The 15,451-nt window shown below is 72.9% G+C and carries 20 protein-coding genes; 17 read left to right on the top strand and 3 right to left on the bottom strand.

Translation table 11 applies throughout. The annotated features are described in order from the left end of the window. The first annotated feature begins 2 nt into the window (after window positions 1-2). The 6 genes from ACWCP6_RS17205 to ACWCP6_RS17180 all read left to right on the top strand — a co-directional run bounded on the left by ACWCP6_RS17205 (window position 3) and on the right by ACWCP6_RS17180 (window position 3,105). Window positions 3-167, top strand: coding sequence for a hypothetical protein (locus ACWCP6_RS17205; RefSeq protein WP_450933262.1), 165 nt, complete (start codon window positions 3-5; stop codon window positions 165-167). Then, window positions 158-805: an imidazole glycerol phosphate synthase subunit HisH gene (gene hisH / locus ACWCP6_RS17200; RefSeq protein ID WP_450933261.1), complete on the top strand. Its 648-nt coding sequence runs from the start codon at window positions 158-160 to the stop codon at window positions 803-805. The genes ACWCP6_RS17205 and hisH overlap by 10 nt, the downstream gene beginning before the upstream one ends. Next, a complete protein-coding gene (gene priA / locus ACWCP6_RS17195) occupies window positions 805-1,545 on the top strand; it encodes a bifunctional 1-(5-phosphoribosyl)-5-((5-phosphoribosylamino)methylideneamino)imidazole-4-carboxamide isomerase/phosphoribosylanthranilate isomerase PriA (protein ID WP_450933260.1) in 741 nt (246 codons plus the stop codon). Before hisH ends, priA begins: the two co-directional genes overlap by 1 nt. Beyond that, complete coding sequence (locus ACWCP6_RS17190) at window positions 1,542-1,943, top strand: RidA family protein (RefSeq protein ID WP_450933259.1); 402 nt, start codon at window positions 1,542-1,544, stop codon at window positions 1,941-1,943. The genes priA and ACWCP6_RS17190 overlap by 4 nt, the downstream gene beginning before the upstream one ends. Next, window positions 1,940-2,710, top strand: coding sequence for an imidazole glycerol phosphate synthase subunit HisF (gene hisF, locus ACWCP6_RS17185; RefSeq protein ID WP_450933258.1), 771 nt, complete (start codon window positions 1,940-1,942; stop codon window positions 2,708-2,710). Before ACWCP6_RS17190 ends, hisF begins: the two co-directional genes overlap by 4 nt. Window positions 2,711-2,829: 119 nt before the next feature. Beyond that, window positions 2,830-3,105 (top strand): hypothetical protein, encoded by a 276-nt coding sequence (locus ACWCP6_RS17180; protein ID WP_450933257.1) that lies wholly within the window; start codon window positions 2,830-2,832, stop codon window positions 3,103-3,105. A 69-nt stretch (window positions 3,106-3,174) separates the two neighbouring features. Here the strand turns inward: ACWCP6_RS17180 and ACWCP6_RS17175 are convergent, their stop codons facing one another. Further along, window positions 3,175-3,570 carry a VOC family protein gene (locus tag ACWCP6_RS17175; RefSeq protein WP_450933256.1) on the bottom strand — a complete coding sequence of 132 codons (396 nt, stop codon included), beginning with the start codon at window positions 3,568-3,570 and terminating at the stop codon, window positions 3,175-3,177. 294 nt (window positions 3,571-3,864) lie between these two features. Further along, window positions 3,865-4,500 carry a TIGR03085 family metal-binding protein gene (locus ACWCP6_RS17170; RefSeq protein WP_450933255.1) on the bottom strand — a complete coding sequence of 212 codons (636 nt, stop codon included), beginning with the start codon at window positions 4,498-4,500 and terminating at the stop codon, window positions 3,865-3,867. A gap of 157 nt (window positions 4,501-4,657) precedes the next feature. Here ACWCP6_RS17170 and hisI point away from each other — a divergent pair, with 157 nt between their 5' ends. Together hisI and ACWCP6_RS17160 are read left to right on the top strand one after the other, a co-directional pair. Beyond that, window positions 4,658-5,026, top strand: a complete 369-nt coding sequence (gene hisI / locus ACWCP6_RS17165) for a phosphoribosyl-AMP cyclohydrolase (protein ID WP_450933254.1) — start codon at window positions 4,658-4,660, stop codon at window positions 5,024-5,026. A gap of 11 nt (window positions 5,027-5,037) precedes the next feature. After that, window positions 5,038-6,522: an anthranilate synthase component I gene (locus ACWCP6_RS17160; protein WP_450933253.1), complete on the top strand. Its 1,485-nt coding sequence runs from the start codon at window positions 5,038-5,040 to the stop codon at window positions 6,520-6,522. Between the two features lie 88 nt (window positions 6,523-6,610). Here the strand turns inward: ACWCP6_RS17160 and ACWCP6_RS17155 are convergent, their stop codons facing one another. Continuing rightward, window positions 6,611-7,795, bottom strand: a complete 1,185-nt coding sequence (locus ACWCP6_RS17155) for a S53 family peptidase (RefSeq protein ID WP_450933292.1) — start codon at window positions 7,793-7,795, stop codon at window positions 6,611-6,613. A gap of 311 nt (window positions 7,796-8,106) precedes the next feature. On the opposite strand from ACWCP6_RS17155, the gene ACWCP6_RS17150 reads away from it, so the two are divergent. From ACWCP6_RS17150 to lgt, 9 genes are all read left to right on the top strand, one after another. Further along, window positions 8,107-8,781, top strand: a complete 675-nt coding sequence (locus tag ACWCP6_RS17150) for a TIGR02234 family membrane protein (RefSeq protein ID WP_450933291.1) — start codon at window positions 8,107-8,109, stop codon at window positions 8,779-8,781. 132 nt (window positions 8,782-8,913) lie between these two features. Continuing rightward, window positions 8,914-9,159 carry an HGxxPAAW family protein gene (locus ACWCP6_RS17145; protein ID WP_450933252.1) on the top strand — a complete coding sequence of 82 codons (246 nt, stop codon included), beginning with the start codon at window positions 8,914-8,916 and terminating at the stop codon, window positions 9,157-9,159. 169 nt (window positions 9,160-9,328) lie between these two features. Further along, a complete protein-coding gene (locus ACWCP6_RS17140; protein ID WP_450933251.1) occupies window positions 9,329-9,787 on the top strand; it encodes a DUF2752 domain-containing protein in 459 nt (152 codons plus the stop codon). Between the two features lie 155 nt (window positions 9,788-9,942). Further along, window positions 9,943-10,752 (top strand): indole-3-glycerol phosphate synthase TrpC, encoded by an 810-nt coding sequence (gene trpC / locus ACWCP6_RS17135; protein ID WP_450933250.1) that lies wholly within the window; start codon window positions 9,943-9,945, stop codon window positions 10,750-10,752. An 8-nt stretch (window positions 10,753-10,760) separates the two neighbouring features. Next, on the top strand, window positions 10,761-10,904 hold the full coding sequence (gene trpM / locus ACWCP6_RS17130) for a tryptophan biosynthesis modulator TrpM (protein ID WP_450933249.1): 144 nt from the start codon (window positions 10,761-10,763) through the stop codon (window positions 10,902-10,904). Window positions 10,905-11,337: 433 nt separating this feature from the next. Continuing rightward, a complete protein-coding gene (gene trpB / locus ACWCP6_RS17125) occupies window positions 11,338-12,624 on the top strand; it encodes a tryptophan synthase subunit beta (RefSeq protein WP_450933248.1) in 1,287 nt (428 codons plus the stop codon). After that, complete coding sequence (gene trpA / locus ACWCP6_RS17120) at window positions 12,621-13,436, top strand: tryptophan synthase subunit alpha (RefSeq protein WP_450933247.1); 816 nt, start codon at window positions 12,621-12,623, stop codon at window positions 13,434-13,436. The genes trpB and trpA overlap by 4 nt, the downstream gene beginning before the upstream one ends. 63 nt (window positions 13,437-13,499) lie before the next feature. Next, window positions 13,500-14,264, top strand: coding sequence for a DsbA family protein (locus ACWCP6_RS17115; protein WP_450933246.1), 765 nt, complete (start codon window positions 13,500-13,502; stop codon window positions 14,262-14,264). A 74-nt stretch (window positions 14,265-14,338) separates the two neighbouring features. After that, complete coding sequence (lgt, locus tag ACWCP6_RS17110) at window positions 14,339-15,343, top strand: prolipoprotein diacylglyceryl transferase (RefSeq protein ID WP_450933245.1); 1,005 nt, start codon at window positions 14,339-14,341, stop codon at window positions 15,341-15,343. The last annotated feature ends 108 nt before the right edge of the window (window positions 15,344-15,451 follow it).

Here is a 15,451-nt window from a genome sequence, read left to right as displayed (position 1 = left end):
CGATGACCGGACTGTCCACCGCCCTCATCGTCGTCGGGCTGTTCCTCGTCGGCGGGATCATCTCCTTCGTCAAGCAGAAGATGCCGAAGAGCCTCATCGTGCTGCTGTCGATCGGTGCCGCGATGTGCCTCGTGGCCGGCGTGATGCGGCTGGAGGTGTGGAATTGACCTCGCCCAGGAAGGTCGTGGTCTTCGACTACGGCTTCGGCAACGTCCGCTCCGCCGAGCGTGCCCTCGCCCGCGCGGGCGCCGACGTAGAGATCACCCGTGACTACGACCGGGCCCTGAACGCCGACGGGCTGCTCGTGCCCGGCGTCGGCGCCTTCGCGGCCTGCATGACGGGCCTGAAGGAGGCGCGCGGCGACTGGATCGTCGAGCGCCGGCTGGCCGGCGGGCGCCCCGTGATGGGCATCTGCGTCGGCATGCAGATCCTGTTCCAGCGCGGCATCGAGCACGGCGTGGAGGCCGAGGGCCTCGACGAGTGGCCCGGCACGGTCGAGCCGCTCCAGGCCGAGGTCGTCCCGCACATGGGCTGGAACACCGTCGACGCGCCCGAGGGCTCACAGCTCTTCGCGGGCCTGGACCACGACGCCCGCTACTACTTCGTGCACTCCTACGCGGTGCACGAGTGGTCCCTGGAGATCACCAACCCGGCGATGCGCGCACCCCTGGTCACCTGGGCGACGCACGGCAAGCCGTTCGTCGCCGCCGTCGAGAACGGCCCCCTGTGGGCCACGCAGTTCCACCCCGAGAAGTCCGGCGACGCCGGGGCGCAGCTGCTCAACAACTGGATCGGAACCCTCTGATGTCCACGCAGTCCCCTGCGAAGCTCGAACTCCTCCCCGCCGTCGACGTGCGCGACGGCCAGGCCGTCCGCCTCGTCCACGGCGAGTCCGGCACGGAGACCTCCTACGGCTCCCCGCTGGAGGCGGCCCTCGCCTGGCAGCGGTCCGGCGCCGAGTGGCTGCACCTCGTCGACCTGGACGCCGCGTTCGGCACCGGCGACAACCGTGCGCTGATCGCCGAGGTCACCGCGGCCATGGACATCAAGGTCGAGCTGTCCGGCGGCATCCGCGACGACGACACGCTCGCCGCGGCCCTCGCCACCGGCTGCACCCGCGTCAACCTCGGCACCGCCGCCCTGGAGACCCCCGAGTGGGTAGCCAAGGTCATCGCCGAGCACGGCGACAGGATCGCGGTCGGTCTCGACGTCCGCGGCACGACCCTGCGCGGCCGCGGCTGGACCCGCGACGGCGGCGACCTCTACGAGACGCTGGAGCGCCTCAACTCCGAGGGCTGCGCGCGGTACGTGGTCACCGACATCGCCAAGGACGGCACCCTCCAGGGCCCGAACCTGGAGCTGCTGCGCAACGTCTGCGCGGCGACCGACCGGCCCGTCGTCGCCTCTGGCGGCGTCTCTTCCCTGGCCGACCTGCGTGCCATCGCCGGGCTGGTACCGCTGGGCGTCGAGGGTGCGATCGTGGGCAAGGCCCTGTACGCCAAGGCGTTCACGCTCGAAGAGGCGCTGGAGACGGTGGCGTCATGACGTCCTCGCCGGTGCGGCGTGTGCAGAGCGGGAGCCCCTGGGAGGAGTCCATCGGCTTCGCGCGCGCTGTCGCGGCCGGCGACCGTGTGCTGGTCGCCGGGACGACGTCGTTCAAGGGGCCCGTGCTGCACGGTGAGGGGGACCCCTACCAGCAGGCCAAGGTGGCGTTCGGCAACGCCCTCGAGGCCATCGCGCAGTTCGGGCTCGGTGCCGACTCCGTGATCCGTACGCGCATGTATCTGACCCATGCACGTGACGTGGACGAGGTGGGCCGGGCGCACCAGGAGCTGTTCGGCTCCGTGCGGCCCGCCGCGACCCTGATGGTCGTGGAGGGCTTCGTCGACCCGCGCATCCTGGTCGAAGTGGAACTCGAAGCATTCCGAGGAGCACCGTCGTGACGCTCGCCGTCCGAGTCATTCCCTGCCTGGACGTGGACAACGGCCGGGTCGTCAAGGGCGTCAACTTCCAGAACCTGCGCGATGCGGGCGACCCCGTCGAGATGGCCAAGGTGTACGACGCGGAGGGCGCCGACGAGCTGACCTTCCTCGACATCACGGCGTCGTCGGGCAACCGCGAGACGACGTACGACGTGGTCCGCCGCACCGCGGAGCAGGTCTTCATACCGCTGACGGTGGGCGGCGGGGTCCGTACGGCGGAGGACGTCGACAAGCTGCTGCGTGCGGGGGCGGACAAGGTCGGGGTCAACACCGCGGCGATCGCCCGCCCCGAGCTGATCCGGGAGATCGCCGAGCGGTTCGGGCGCCAGGTGCTGGTGCTGTCGGTGGACGCCCGCCGCACCACGGAGGGCACCGGTACGCCCTCCGGCTTCGAGGTGACCACCCACGGCGGCCGGCGCGGCACCGGCATCGACGCCGTCGAGTGGGCGCACCGCGCCGCCGAACTCGGCGCGGGCGAGATCCTGCTCAACTCGATGGACGCCGACGGCACCAAGGACGGCTACGACCTGGAGATGATCGCCGCAGTGCGCAGGCACGTCACCGTCCCGGTCATCGCCTCGGGCGGCGCCGGCAGGCTCGGCGACTTCGCCCCGGCCGTCGCAGCGGGCGCCGACGCGGTCCTCGCCGCCTCGGTGTTCCACTTCGGTGACCTGCGCATCGGCGAGGTCAAGGAGAGCCTGCGCGCGGCGGGGCACCCCGTGCGCTGACGTCCGCCCCAGGAGCCCCGGTCACTCGAGGAGTGGCCGGGGCCTTTGCGTGGGAGCGGGGTTCCGTGCGGGCGGCGGGGACTCCTCGGGCCGCGGGCGCAGCTACCCTCGCGGTCGCCGTGGCCCTGGGCATCGGGCTGTTCACGGGCCTCTCGGGCGCCCTGTGCGGGGCGCTCGTCCAGACCGTGACCAACCCCGCCTACCTCGGCCGGGTCTCCGCCGTCTCCGGCCTCGTCAGCCTGGGTCTCGCCCCGCTGACCTACCCGGTGACCGGGGCCGCCGTCGCGCTGTGGGGCACGGGGCCCGTCTTCGTCGCGAGCGCCGTGGTCTGCGCGACCGCCGGACTGTACGGCCTGTGCTCACGTCCGCTGCGGGGTGCCGAGCTCCCGCGCTGAGTCCGCGCCAGGTCCCGGGCGGGGGCGCGGCTCGCGGTCCGGCTACGAGCACCGCGACCCGCGCGCGGGCTACCCGATGTGCTCCACCAGCTGCACCAGATTGCCCACCGTGTCGTCCAGTACGGCAGCGATCACCGTGCCCTGCCGCTCGGGCGGCTGTGTGAAGACCACGCCGCGCGCGCTCAGCCGCTCGTACTCGGCACGTACGTCGTCCACCGAGAAGACGATGCACGGGATCCCCGCCGCACGCAGCGCCCGGCGGTACGGCGCGGCGATCGGGCCCTGGCCGGGTTCCAGCAGCAGCTGGAGCTCCGGCTGGGCGCCCGGCGCGCCCACGGTGACGAAGAAGGCGCCGCCACCCAGGTCGGAGTGGATCCGGGTCTCGAAACCGAGGAGATCCGTATAGAAGACGTGCGCCTTCGGCACGTCGTCGACGTACACACCGGTCATGGCGACCTTGATCACGGCGAGGGCTCCTGAACGCTGGGCTGCTCCGGGATGCCGGGTACTTCCTGTGCGGAGGCTAAGTGCCGGGCCGTGGGAACGCTAGGTGAGGAGCTGTGCGGAGGCCAGGTGCCGGTTGTGCGGGGACTGGGAAGCAGCTGTGCGGAGCACGGGCGGGCGATGTGCACGGGCGGCCGATGTGCACGGGCCCGCCGGATGTGCACGGCGCGGCCGGCGGACGCCCGGCGCCCGGCCGGCCGCGGTCGCCTGGGCCGAACCCGGATGCGCCGCGTCCGCCCGTATGCCGGCCGGTGGCTAGATGCCGAGCTTCTTCGTCTCGCTGAGCCTGGCGATCGCGTCCTGGTCGCCCTCCAGCTCCACCCGGGCCGCGTCCTGCCGCCCGAAGGCGAACATCGTCAGCTCACCGGGCTCCCCGGTGACCGTCACCACGGGGGTGCCCTTGTGCGCCACGACCGTCTGGCCGTTCGGGCGGCGCAGCACCGTGCCGACGGGCAGACCGCGGCCGAGGAGCCGGGCGCCCCGCTCCAGCCGGGACCACAGGACGTCCGCGAAGACCGGGTCCAGCTCGCGCGCCGACCAGTCCGGCTGGGCACGGCGCACGTCCTCGGCATGGACGTAGAACTCGACCGCGTTCGACGCCTCGTCGATCTGCTTCACGGAGAACGGCGAGAACCGCGGCGGGCCGGTACGGATGAGCTGGATCAGCTCCTCGTACGGCTTCGCGGCGAACTCCTCCTGCACCCGCTCCAGCCGGGCCGCCAGCGGCTTGATCAGGATCCCGCCCGCCGCGTCGGGGCGCCGCTCGCGCACCACGACGTGCGCGGCCAGGTCCCTGGTCAGCCAGCCTTCGCAGAGTGTCGGGGCGTCGGGGCCTGCGGCCTCCAAGAGCTCGGCGAGCAGCAGCCGTTCACGCTTCGCATGGGTCGACATGGGCCCAGCGTACGGCCGGGTGCCGGGCCCTGCCACGGCATCCACGGCCGTCGGGTGCCCCGGGCGACGGCCGGCGGCCGGACGGGCAGGCTCCGGTTCCGTCCACCGGCCGGACGGGGTGCCCCGCTCCCCCTCCCCATCGAGCACAATGGCACTCATGACCAGCACGCCCCGGCAGCCCAGCCAGCTCGACCCGGAGATCGCCGCGCGCCTGAAGCGCGGTGTCGACGGGCTCGTCCCCGCGATCGCCCAGCAGTACGACACCGGTGAGGTGCTCATGATGGGCTGGATGGACGACGAGGCGCTGCATCGCACGCTGACCACGGGCCGCTGCACCTACTGGTCCCGCAGCCGCCGGGAGTACTGGGTCAAGGGCGACACCTCCGGGCACGTCCAGTACGTCAGGTCGGTGGCACTCGACTGCGACGCCGACACGCTGCTGGTGAAGGTCGACCAGGTCGGCGCCGCCTGTCACACGGGCGCCCGGACCTGCTTCGACGCCGATGTCCTCCCTTTGAGTGAGTAAGGTCGGCGGCCATGGACCTCGAGACGTTCCGCAAGCTCGCCACCGACCGCCGAGTCATCCCCGTCAGCCGCAAGCTGCTCGTGGACGGCGACACCCCCGTGGGGCTGTACCGAAAGCTCGCCGCCGAGCGCCCCGGCACCTTCCTGCTGGAGTCCGCGGAGAACGGCCGCTCCTGGTCCCGCTACTCCTTCGTCGGCGTCCGCAGCGCGGCCACGCTGACCGAGCGTGACGGCCAGGTGCACTGGCTGGGCACCCCGCCGGTGGGTGTGCCGACGGAAGGCGACCCGCTCGCCGCGCTGCGCGCCACCGTCGACGCGCTGCACACCCCGCACGACCTGGGCGCCGGGATGCCCCCCTTCACCGGCGGCATGGTCGGCTATCTGGGGTACGACATCGTGCGGCGCCTGGAGAAGATCGGCCCGGGCGAGCGCGACGACCTGAAGCTGCCCGAGCTCACGATGCTGCTGACCAGCGATCTCGCGGTGCTGGACCACTGGGACGGCTCGGTCCTGCTGATCGCCAACGCGATCAACCACAACGACCTCGAGACGGGCGTCGACGAGGCGTACGCCGACGCGGTCGCCCGGCTCGACGCGATGGAGGCCGATCTGTCCCGGCCGGTCGCCCAGCCGCCCGCCGTGCTGCCGCCGTCCGAGCTGCCCGAGTACACCGCCCTGTGGGGCGGCCCGGACTTCCAGGACGCGGTCGAGGACGTCAAGGAGCGCATCCGCGCCGGCGAGGCCTTCCAGGTGGTGCCCTCGCAGCGGTTCGAGACCCCGTGCGCGGCGAGCGCGCTCGACGTCTACCGGGTGCTGCGGGCGACGAACCCGTCCCCGTACATGTACCTCTTCCGCTTCGACGGCTTCGACGTGGTGGGCTCCAGTCCGGAGGCCCTGGTCAAGGTCGAGGACGGCCGGGCGATGGTCCACCCGATCGCCGGGACCCGCCCCCGCGGAGCCACGCCCCAGGCGGACCAGGCCCTCGCCGACGAGCTGCTCGCCGACCCGAAGGAGCGCGCCGAGCACCTGATGCTCGTCGACCTCGGCCGCAACGACCTGGGGCGGGTCTGCGAGCCCGGCTCGGTCGAGGTGGTCGACTTCATGTCCGTCGAGCGGTACTCGCACGTGATGCACATCGTGTCGACGGTGACGGGCCGCGTCGCCGAGGGCCGCACGGCCTTCGACGTCCTCACGGCCTGCTTCCCGGCCGGCACCCTCTCCGGTGCGCCCAAGCCGCGCGCGATGCAGATCATCGACGAGCTGGAGCCCTCGCGCCGGGGGCTGTACGGCGGGTGCGTGGGCTATCTGGACTTCGCGGGCGACTCCGACACCGCCATCGCCATCCGCACGGCCCTGCTGCGCGACGGCACGGCGTACGTGCAGGCGGGCGCCGGCATCGTGGCCGACTCGAACCCGGTCGCGGAGGACGACGAGTGCCGCAACAAGGCGGCGGCCGTCCTCCGCGCGGTGCACACCGCCAACCGGCTCGGCCGCTAGGGGGCTTCGTCCTGCGGATCACACCCGGGCCCGCGAGGCCCGCCCGGTCCGCAGGACGCCCCGGCGCCGTTCACCGGGTGACGGCGGGTCAGCCGGTGAAGGCCGCCGTGCCGTTCGGGGTGCCGAGGCCCGTCGGGCCGTCGTAGCCCGTACCCGCGGTGCACAGGTACGCGGGCGAGCAGCTGCCGTTGGAGCCGCCCGTCACGTCGTACAGCGCCGAGGTGTGGGCGTAGGGGAACGACGACGGGGTGGACCCGGCGGACGGGGTGCCGGCGAGCGCGTAGACCGCCGCGATCAGCGGGGCCGATGCGCTGGTGCCGCCGAAGACCTCCCAGCCCGGGTCACCGCCGTAGGTGTCGTACACGGCGACTCCGGTCGCCGGGTCGGCGACCGCCGAGACATCGGCGACGGTCCGCCGCGCACAGCCCGTGTCCTGCTGCCAGCTCGGCTTGGCGTCGTACGCGGAGCATCCGGAGCCCGCGCCGCTCCACGCCGACTCGGTCCAGCCGCGTGCGGTGGAGGCGGTGGTGAGCGACGTACCGCCGACGGCCGTGACGTAGCGCGACGCGGCCGGGTACTCCACGCCGTAGCCGCCGTCGCCGGAGCTGACGGTGATCGCGACGCCCGGGTGGTTGAAGTAGGAGGTGTCGTAGCTCGTGTCGGATGCGGACTCGGCGCCGCCGTAGCTGTTGGACACGTACTTGGCGCCGAGCGAGACGGCGGTGTTCACGGCGGTGCCCAGGTTCGTCATCGTCGGCGACTTGGCCTCGACCAGCAGGATCTTGCAGTTCGGGCAGGCCGCGCTGACCATGTCGAGGTCGAGGGATATCTCCTCGGCCCAGCCGCGGTCCGCGCGCGGGAGCGTGCCGGTGCCGGTCTGGCCGACCTTCTTGAAGCAGCCGCCGGCGGTGGTGCAGGCGGGCAGCCCGTACTGGGAGCGGTAGGCGGCCAGGTCGGACTCGGCGTTCGGGTCGTCGTAGGCGTCGACGATCGCCACGGTCCGGCCCGAACCTGCCGTCGACGACGGCAGGTTGTACGCGGCCTGGAGCGACGCCGGGCCGTACCCGGAGGGCGCCGCGGCGGCCGTCAGATCGCGTTCGGCGTGCGCGGACTTCGGGGTGCCCGCGGTGACCTTGAGCGCATTGCAGGCCATGACGTCCTTGCCGGTGGGCAGGGCACAGGCACGGGCGGCCCTGACGCCGTGCCCGGCTGCCGTCGCGAGGGGCGCCGCCTGTCCCGCCGGTGCGGCGAAGGCGAGCGCGGCCGCGGCCATCGAGGCAACGGCGGCGACGGAGAGCGTGGGGGTTCTGCGCAACGTAATCCTCCGAGAGGTCGGTGAACCGGAGAGGTGCTGGGGTGCGCGGTGCGGGCCGTGACATGTGGTGCACGTCACCGGCCGCGCAGAACCTAGGACTGTCCGTGGCATGCCAACAACGGAATCGTTGAACTCTGTATCTCTGTTTGGGAATTGAGGGTTCCGCTTGGGTCGATCAAGGGTGACCCATGGGCGAACGCTTGCCCGATCATGGGTTGACGCCGCCCGGACGGCCCCCGGTTGTCGCCGGGGCGCCGCGGCAGGCGATAGTGGAGTACGTGACTGCCGTACCGAACCCGCGCTCCGAAGCCGCCGCGCCCGCGCGACGGGGGTCCTCGCTGTCCGAGACGAGCCGAGGGCGCGGGGGAGGCCGCCGCAGCCTCGCCGCCGCGCTGTTCCTCGGCGCCGTCGGCGCGGCCGTGGCGCTGCTCGCCTCCCGGCAGGGCTGGGCCCACGGCACCGCGTCCGTGGCCGGCGGGGGCTTCCCGCTGACCGCCAGGGGCAGCGACGTCACCGGTGTGCCCGCGGCCCTCGCGATCGTGGGGCTCGCCGCCCTCGTCGCCGTCTTCGCCGTGCGCCGCGCCGGACGCGTCCTGGTCTCCGCGCTGCTCGCCCTGAGCGGCGCAGGAACGATCGCCGCCGCCGTGCTCGGCGCATCCGACGGCTCCGCACTCGACGAGAAGGCCGCCCAGGTGTCCGGCGACGCCGCCGCGACCGTGCAGGCGCTCAGCCACACCGTCTGGCCGTACGTCGCCGCCGCGGGCGGCGCGCTCATCCTGTTCTCCGGCCTGCTCGCCCTGCGCTACGGCAGCGTCTGGCCCGCCATGTCGGGACGCTACGAGCGCGACGGCAGTCCCCGGCCCCGCAAGGCCCGCGCGGTCGACCCGGAGCGCCCCGAGGAGCTGTGGAAGGCCCTCGACCGGGGCGAGGACCCCACCGGCTGAGAAGCCGCCCCGGGGGCCCGCCCGGACCCGCGGGCACTGTGGCCCACCCCACCTCCGAGCACCCGGGCGCATACGGGACAATGAGGGAGAGCGTCCGGCTCACCACACGCCTACTGCAACGAGGAGCACGTCATGTCGGGCAGCAGCCACGGCCACGGACACACCCCGGCCGCTTGGACCGGTGTCATCATCTCCTTCATCGGTTTCTGCGTCGCGGGTGCCTTCACGGTCACGCTGAACCCGGTGGGCTTCTGGGCCGGCATGGTCCTCATCGGCCTCGGTGCCGTCGTGGGCGGCCTCATGCGCGCCGCCGGCCTGGGTCAGACGCCGAAGCGCCAGTCCCGCCCGCAGCCGCAGGCCGCGCACTCGGAGGCCTGACCCGCGCGCACCACGGTGCTCCAGGGGGCGGAACCGGTCGTGAACCGGTTCCGCCCTTCGTATGTGCTCGCACCGCCGGCGCGTCCGCCGCAGACACGGAGACGCCCGCCGAGGCCCCGGAGGGGGCACCCCGCGGGCGGCCGGCGCGGTCACGGGGCAGAATGCCCGAGTGATCGCCGATCCTGACAGCGCCGCGTCTGCTGCGTCCGCCGCGCCCGCGGAGCCCGCCCGGGCGGTGCTGCGGCGCCTGGCCGTGCCCGCCGGGGTGCTGGCCGCCGTCGCGGCCGCCTTCACCTACGTCGGTGCCGTCGACCCGAACGAACCGGGCCACTACCCCGTCTGCCCGCTGTACCGGTTCACCGGCCTGTACTGCCCCGGCTGCGGCGGTCTGCGCAGCGCGCACGCCTTCGTCCACGGCGATCTCACCGCGGCCCTCGCCGACAACGCGCTCGCCGTGGCGGGATACGCCGCGTTCGCCGTGCTGTGGACCCTCTGGGCGGTCAGGGCGGCCCGCGGGCGGCCCCTGCGCCTCGATCCGAGCCCGGTCCTCCTCTGGGGCACCGGATTCGTGATCACGGCCTTCACCGTCGTCCGGAACCTGCCCTTCGGCGGCTGGCTCCATCCTTGATCCGCAGGGAAAGTCCAGGTAGTGGGACCGACGTCAACCGGATGCGAGACCCACGCCCTCCTGCGGATACCATCGATGTGACCCCCGGAACACTTTCACAGGTGCTCCGAGGCAACACCGTCAACCGTCAACCGTCAGGGAAGGGGGCCGCTCGCGTGAGTGTGCTCGACGAGATCATCGACGGAGTCCGTGCCGACCTCGCGGAGCGGCAGGCGCGCGTCAGCCTCGACGAGCTCAAGGAGCGCGCGGCGAAGGCTCCGCAGGCCAAGGACGGCGTCGCGGCGCTCCGCGGCGACAGCGTCAAGGTGATCTGCGAGGTCAAGCGCTCCAGCCCGTCGAAGGGCGCCCTGGCGGCCATCGCCGACCCGGCCGGCCTCGCCGCCGACTACGAGGCGGGCGGCGCCGCCGTCATTTCCGTCCTGACCGAGGAGCGCCGCTTCGGCGGATCGCTCGCCGACCTGGAGGCCGTCCGGGCCCGGGTCGACATCCCCGTGCTGCGCAAGGACTTCATCGTCACGTCGTACCAGCTGTGGGAGGCCCGTGCGTACGGCGCGGACCTCGCGCTGCTCATCGTCGCCGCCCTCGACCAGCCCGCCCTGGAGTCCCTCGTCGAGCGTGCCGAGTCCATCGGCCTCACGCCGCTCGTCGAGGTGCACGACGAGGACGAGGTCGAGCGGGCCGTGGCCGCCGGCGCCAAGGTCATCGGCGTCAACGCCCGCAACCTGAAGACCCTCAAGGTCGACCGCGACACCTTCGAGCGGGTCGCACCCGAGATCCCCGGGAGCATCGTCAAGGTCGCCGAGTCCGGCGTCCGTGGCCCGCACGACCTGATCGCGTACGCCAACGCGGGCGCCGACGCGGTTCTCGTGGGCGAGTCCCTGGTCACCGGCAAGGACCCGAGGACGGCGGTCTCCGACCTCGTCGCCGCGGGCGCCCACCCGGCCATCCGGCACGGCAGGAGCTGACAGCCGCCATGCCGATCTCGTCCCGCCTCGCCCGCGGCTGCCGCCCACGCGGCTGCCGCGCGCCGGCGCGCCGTGTCCACGGCCGCCGTGTGCGGTACGTCATCGGCGACGAGCCGGGCCAGGTCAACGGCATGCGATGGCGTCGCCGCTAGCGCGCATGTGAGCTCCGCCCGGTCGCCGGGCGGGGCACCGCCCATGTGGCACCGCCGGTTCCTCCGGTGGCGACCGCGGCCCGTCCCCACCCGGACCCGAGCCGGGGGCCCCGCCCCCGACCCCTCCCCGGTGCGCCGGGGGCGGGAACGCCCGTCGCCGGAGCGCCGTCGGTGCGGCACCGAAGCTCTCCCCGGTGGAGGGCGCCCGCCCTCACGGCCGGGCGCCGCCCCGGGAGGCCGTCACCGCCCCGTGACACCGGATGCTCCGCAGCCGGGGACGCGGGGCCGGGCTCCGCCGCGCGGCGGCGACCGGCACCCCGCCGGCGGACGGCCGAGCGCCGCACCGCGGGATGCCACGGCACAGGGCATGCGCGCAGATACCGTGACCACCGTCAGACCCGGACACGGGGCGAGAGCCCCACGCGAGGTTCGCATGTGCAGCGACTACTTCATCCCTGACCCGGAGGGTCGGGTTCCCAGCGCCGAGGGCTACTTCGGCGCGTTCGGCGGCAAGTTCATCCCGGAGGCGCTGGTCGCCGCCGTGGACGAGGTCGCCGTCGAATACGACAAGGCGAAGGCCGACCCCGAGTTCGCACGCGAACTCGACGACCTGCTCGTCCACTACACCGGACGGCCGAGCGCCCTCACCGAGGTGCCCCGGTTCGCCGAACACGCCGGCGGCGCGCGCGTCTTCCTCAAGCGCGAGGACCTGAACCACACCGGCTCCCACAAGATCAACAACGTGCTCGGGCAGGCCCTCCTCACCAGGAGGATGGGCAAGACCCGGGTGATCGCGGAGACCGGCGCCGGTCAGCACGGCGTCGCGACCGCGACCGCCTGCGCCCTCTTCGGACTCGAGTGCACCATCTACATGGGTGAGATCGACACCCAGCGCCAGGCCCTGAACGTCGCCCGCATGCGCATGCTCGGCGCCGAGGTCGTGGCCGTGAAGTCCGGCTCCCGGACCCTCAAGGACGCCATCAACGAGGCCTTCCGGGACTGGGTCGCCAACGTCGACCGCACCCACTACCTCTTCGGCACCGTCGCCGGGCCGCACCCGTTCCCGGCCATGGTGCGCGACTTCCACCGGGTCATCGGCGTCGAGGCGCGGCGGCAGATCCTGGAGCGTGCCGGGCGGCTCCCCGACGCCGCCGTCGCCTGCGTCGGCGGCGGCTCGAACGCCATCGGGCTCTTCCACGCCTTCATCCCCGACACCGGCGTCCGCCTCATCGGCTGCGAGCCGGCGGGCCACGGCATCGAGACCGGCGAGCACGCGGCCACCCTGACCGCGGGCGAGCCCGGGATCCTGCACGGCTCCCGCTCGTACGTCCTCCAGGACGAGGAAGGCCAGATCACCGAGCCGTACTCGATCTCGGCGGGTCTGGACTACCCCGGCATCGGGCCCGAGCACGCCTACCTCAAGGACAGCGGCCGCGGCGAGTACCGTGCCGTCACCGATGATGCGGCCATGCAGGCCCTGCGCCTGCTGTCGCGCACCGAGGGCATCATCCCGGCCATCGAGAGCGCCCATGCGCTGGCCGGGGCCCTGGAGGTCGGCAAGGAGCTCGGCAAGGACGGGCTGATCGTCGTCAACCTCTCCGGGCGCGGCGACAAGGACATGGACACCGCGGCCCGCTGGTTCGGGCTGTACGACACCGACGCGGCCGTCGAGGCGGACGCGAACGGCGGCATCGCCGAGATCCGGGGGGACGCCAAGTGAGCGGCAACGTCAAGCTGTTGGGCGACACCCTGGCCGCGGCCCGGGCCGAGGGCCGCTCCGCGCTCATCGCCTACCTCCCGGCCGGATTCCCGACCGTGGACGGCGGCATCGCCGCGGTCAGGGCCGTCTTCGACGGCGGCGCCGACATCGTCGAGGTCGGGCTCCCGCACAGCGACCCGGTCCTCGACGGGCCGGTCATCCAGACCGCCGACGACATCGCGCTGCGCGGCGGCGTCAGGATCGCGGACGTGATGCGCACGGTCCGCGAGGCCCACGAGGCGACGGGCAAGCCGGTGCTCGTCATGACGTACTGGAACCCGATCGACCGCTACGGCATCGAGCGGTTCACCGCCGAGCTCGCGGAGGCCGGAGGCGCGGGCTGCATCCTGCCCGACCTGCCGGTCCAGGAGTCCGCGACCTGGCGGGAGCACGCCGAGAAGCACGGCCTCGCCACGGTCTTCGTCGTCGCGCCGAGCAGCAAGGACGAGCGGCTCGCGGAGATCACCGCCGCGGGGTCCGGCTTCGTCTACGCGGCGTCGCTGATGGGCGTCACCGGCACGCGCGAATCGGTGGGCGCACAGGCCCAGGACCTGGTCCGGCGCACCCGCGCCACCACCGACCTGCCGGTCTGCGTCGGCCTCGGTGTCTCCAACGCCACCCAGGCCGCCGAGGTCGCCGGCTTCGCCGACGGAGTGATCGTCGGCTCCGCGTTCGTGAAGCGGATGCTGGACGCCCCCGACGACGCGGCGGGCCTCGACGCCGTCCGGGCGCTCGCGGGCGAGCTGGCGAAGGGCGTGCGCGCGCAGGCGTAGTCCGAACGGGTGGACCTGGGACCGGGGAGGCACGCGGGTGCCTCCCCGGTTCGTTGGCGGGGTGTGAACGAGAACAATCGTGAGGGAAACCGCTCGGCCCGCGACCGGCTTGCCGCCGAGCGAGAGCGTTCCAGGGCCAAGGAGAAGCGCCGCCGCGGCCTGATCGTGGGCGGGGCCGTCGTCGGCGTCCTCGCCCTGGCCGCCGTGATCGGCGTCATCGCCGCCAACGCGGGAAAGAAGGGCAGTGCCTCCGGCTCCGTCGTCGCGCCCAGCGGAGCCACGGGCAAGGACAGCCTCGTCATCCCCGTCGGACGGAACAGCGCCAAGACCACCCTCACCATCTGGGAGGACTTCCGCTGCCCGGTCTGCAAACAGTTCGAGAGCGCCTACCGCCCGACGGTCCACGAGCTGGTCGACAAGGGCCTGCTGAAGGTCGAGTACCACTTCGCCACGCTCATCGACGGAAACCTCGGCGGCTCCGGCTCCCTGCGCGCGGCGAACGCCGCGGCCTGCGCCCAGGAGGCCGGGAAGTTCCGCGACTACCACGACGTGCTGTACGAGAACCAGCCCCCGGAGACCACGGACGGCTACGGGGACAACGCCAAGCTGATCGACCTCGCCGGCAAGGTGGGAGGGCTCAGCACGGACGCCTTCAAGAAGTGCGTCCAGGACGGCACGCACGACAACTGGGTCGCCAAGTCCGAGGACGCATTCCGCAAGGGAAACTTCGAAGGCACCCCGACGGTTCTGCTCAACGGCAAGGACGCGTACCGCACGCTCACGCCCCAGAAGCTGAAGCAGACGGCCGAGGCGGCGGCCCAGGGGTGATCCTTCCCTGTTATGGACCCGTAGCCGGGTGGGTTGCCGCGTCCCCCATCCGGCACGGTAGCGTCGACCTTGCCATGGACCTTGCCTATATTCCCAGCCCGTCGCGCGGGGTGCTGTATCTCGGCCCCATTCCGCTGCGCGGCTACGCGTTCTGCATCATCATCGGCGTCTTCGTGGCCGTCTGGCTCGGCAACAAGCGCTGGATCGCCCGCGGCGGGCAGTCCGGCACCGTCGCCGACATCGCGGTCTGGGCGGTGCCCTTCGGCCTCGTCGGCGGGCGGCTCTACCACGTCATCACGGACTACGAGCTCTACTTCAGCCCGGGCCGCAACTGGGTCGACGCCTTCAAGATCTGGCAGGGCGGCCTCGGCATCTGGGGTGCCGTCGCGCTCGGCGCGCTCGGCGCGTGGATCGGCTGCCGCCGACGCGGCATCCCGCTGCCCGCGTACGCCGACGCGGTCGCGCCCGGCATCGCCTTCGCCCAGGCCATCGGACGCTGGGGCAACTGGTTCAACCAGGAGCTCTACGGGCGCGAGACCCATGTGCCCTGGGCCCTGCACATCACCTCCTCCGCGGACGGCCGGGTGCCGGGCTACTACCACCCGACGTTCCTGTACGAGTCGCTGTGGTGCGTCGGTGTCGCGCTGCTCGTCCTGTGGGCGGACCGGCGCTTCAAGCTGGGGCACGGGCGGGCGTTCGCGCTGTACGTCGCCGCGTACTGCGTGGGCCGAGGCTGGATCGAGTACATGCGCGTCGACGACGCCCACCATGTGCTCGGCCTGCGCCTGAACGACTGGACCGCCCTGGGCGTGTTCCTCCTCGCCGTGGTCTACTTCGTGCTCTCGGCGCGGCGCCACCCGGGCCGCGAGGAGGTCGTGGAGCCACTGCCCGCCGGCGAGAGCGCGGCCCCCGGCGAGGGCGCCGAGGGCGCCCCGGCCGACCAGGAGCCCTCGGACGCCGAGGACACGACGTCCCCGGACGGGTCCGCCCCCGCGGCGGAACCCGACGACGACACCGCGTCCGAGTCCGAGTCGCAGTCCGAGAAGGACGGTGCCTCCTCGGGCACCAAGAAGGGCTGACCCGTACGTACACCCCGACGGGGCCCCGGACGAAGAGTCCAGGGCCCCGTCGTCGTGTTCCGGAGTGTTCCGCGCACCCCGGCCGGGCCTCCGGGGGCACCGCCTCCG

Source organism: Streptomyces sp. NPDC002004 (genome assembly GCF_053593975.1).
The sequence above is the reverse complement of the archived record's forward strand: the minus strand, read 5'-3'. Positions and strand labels throughout refer to the sequence as shown.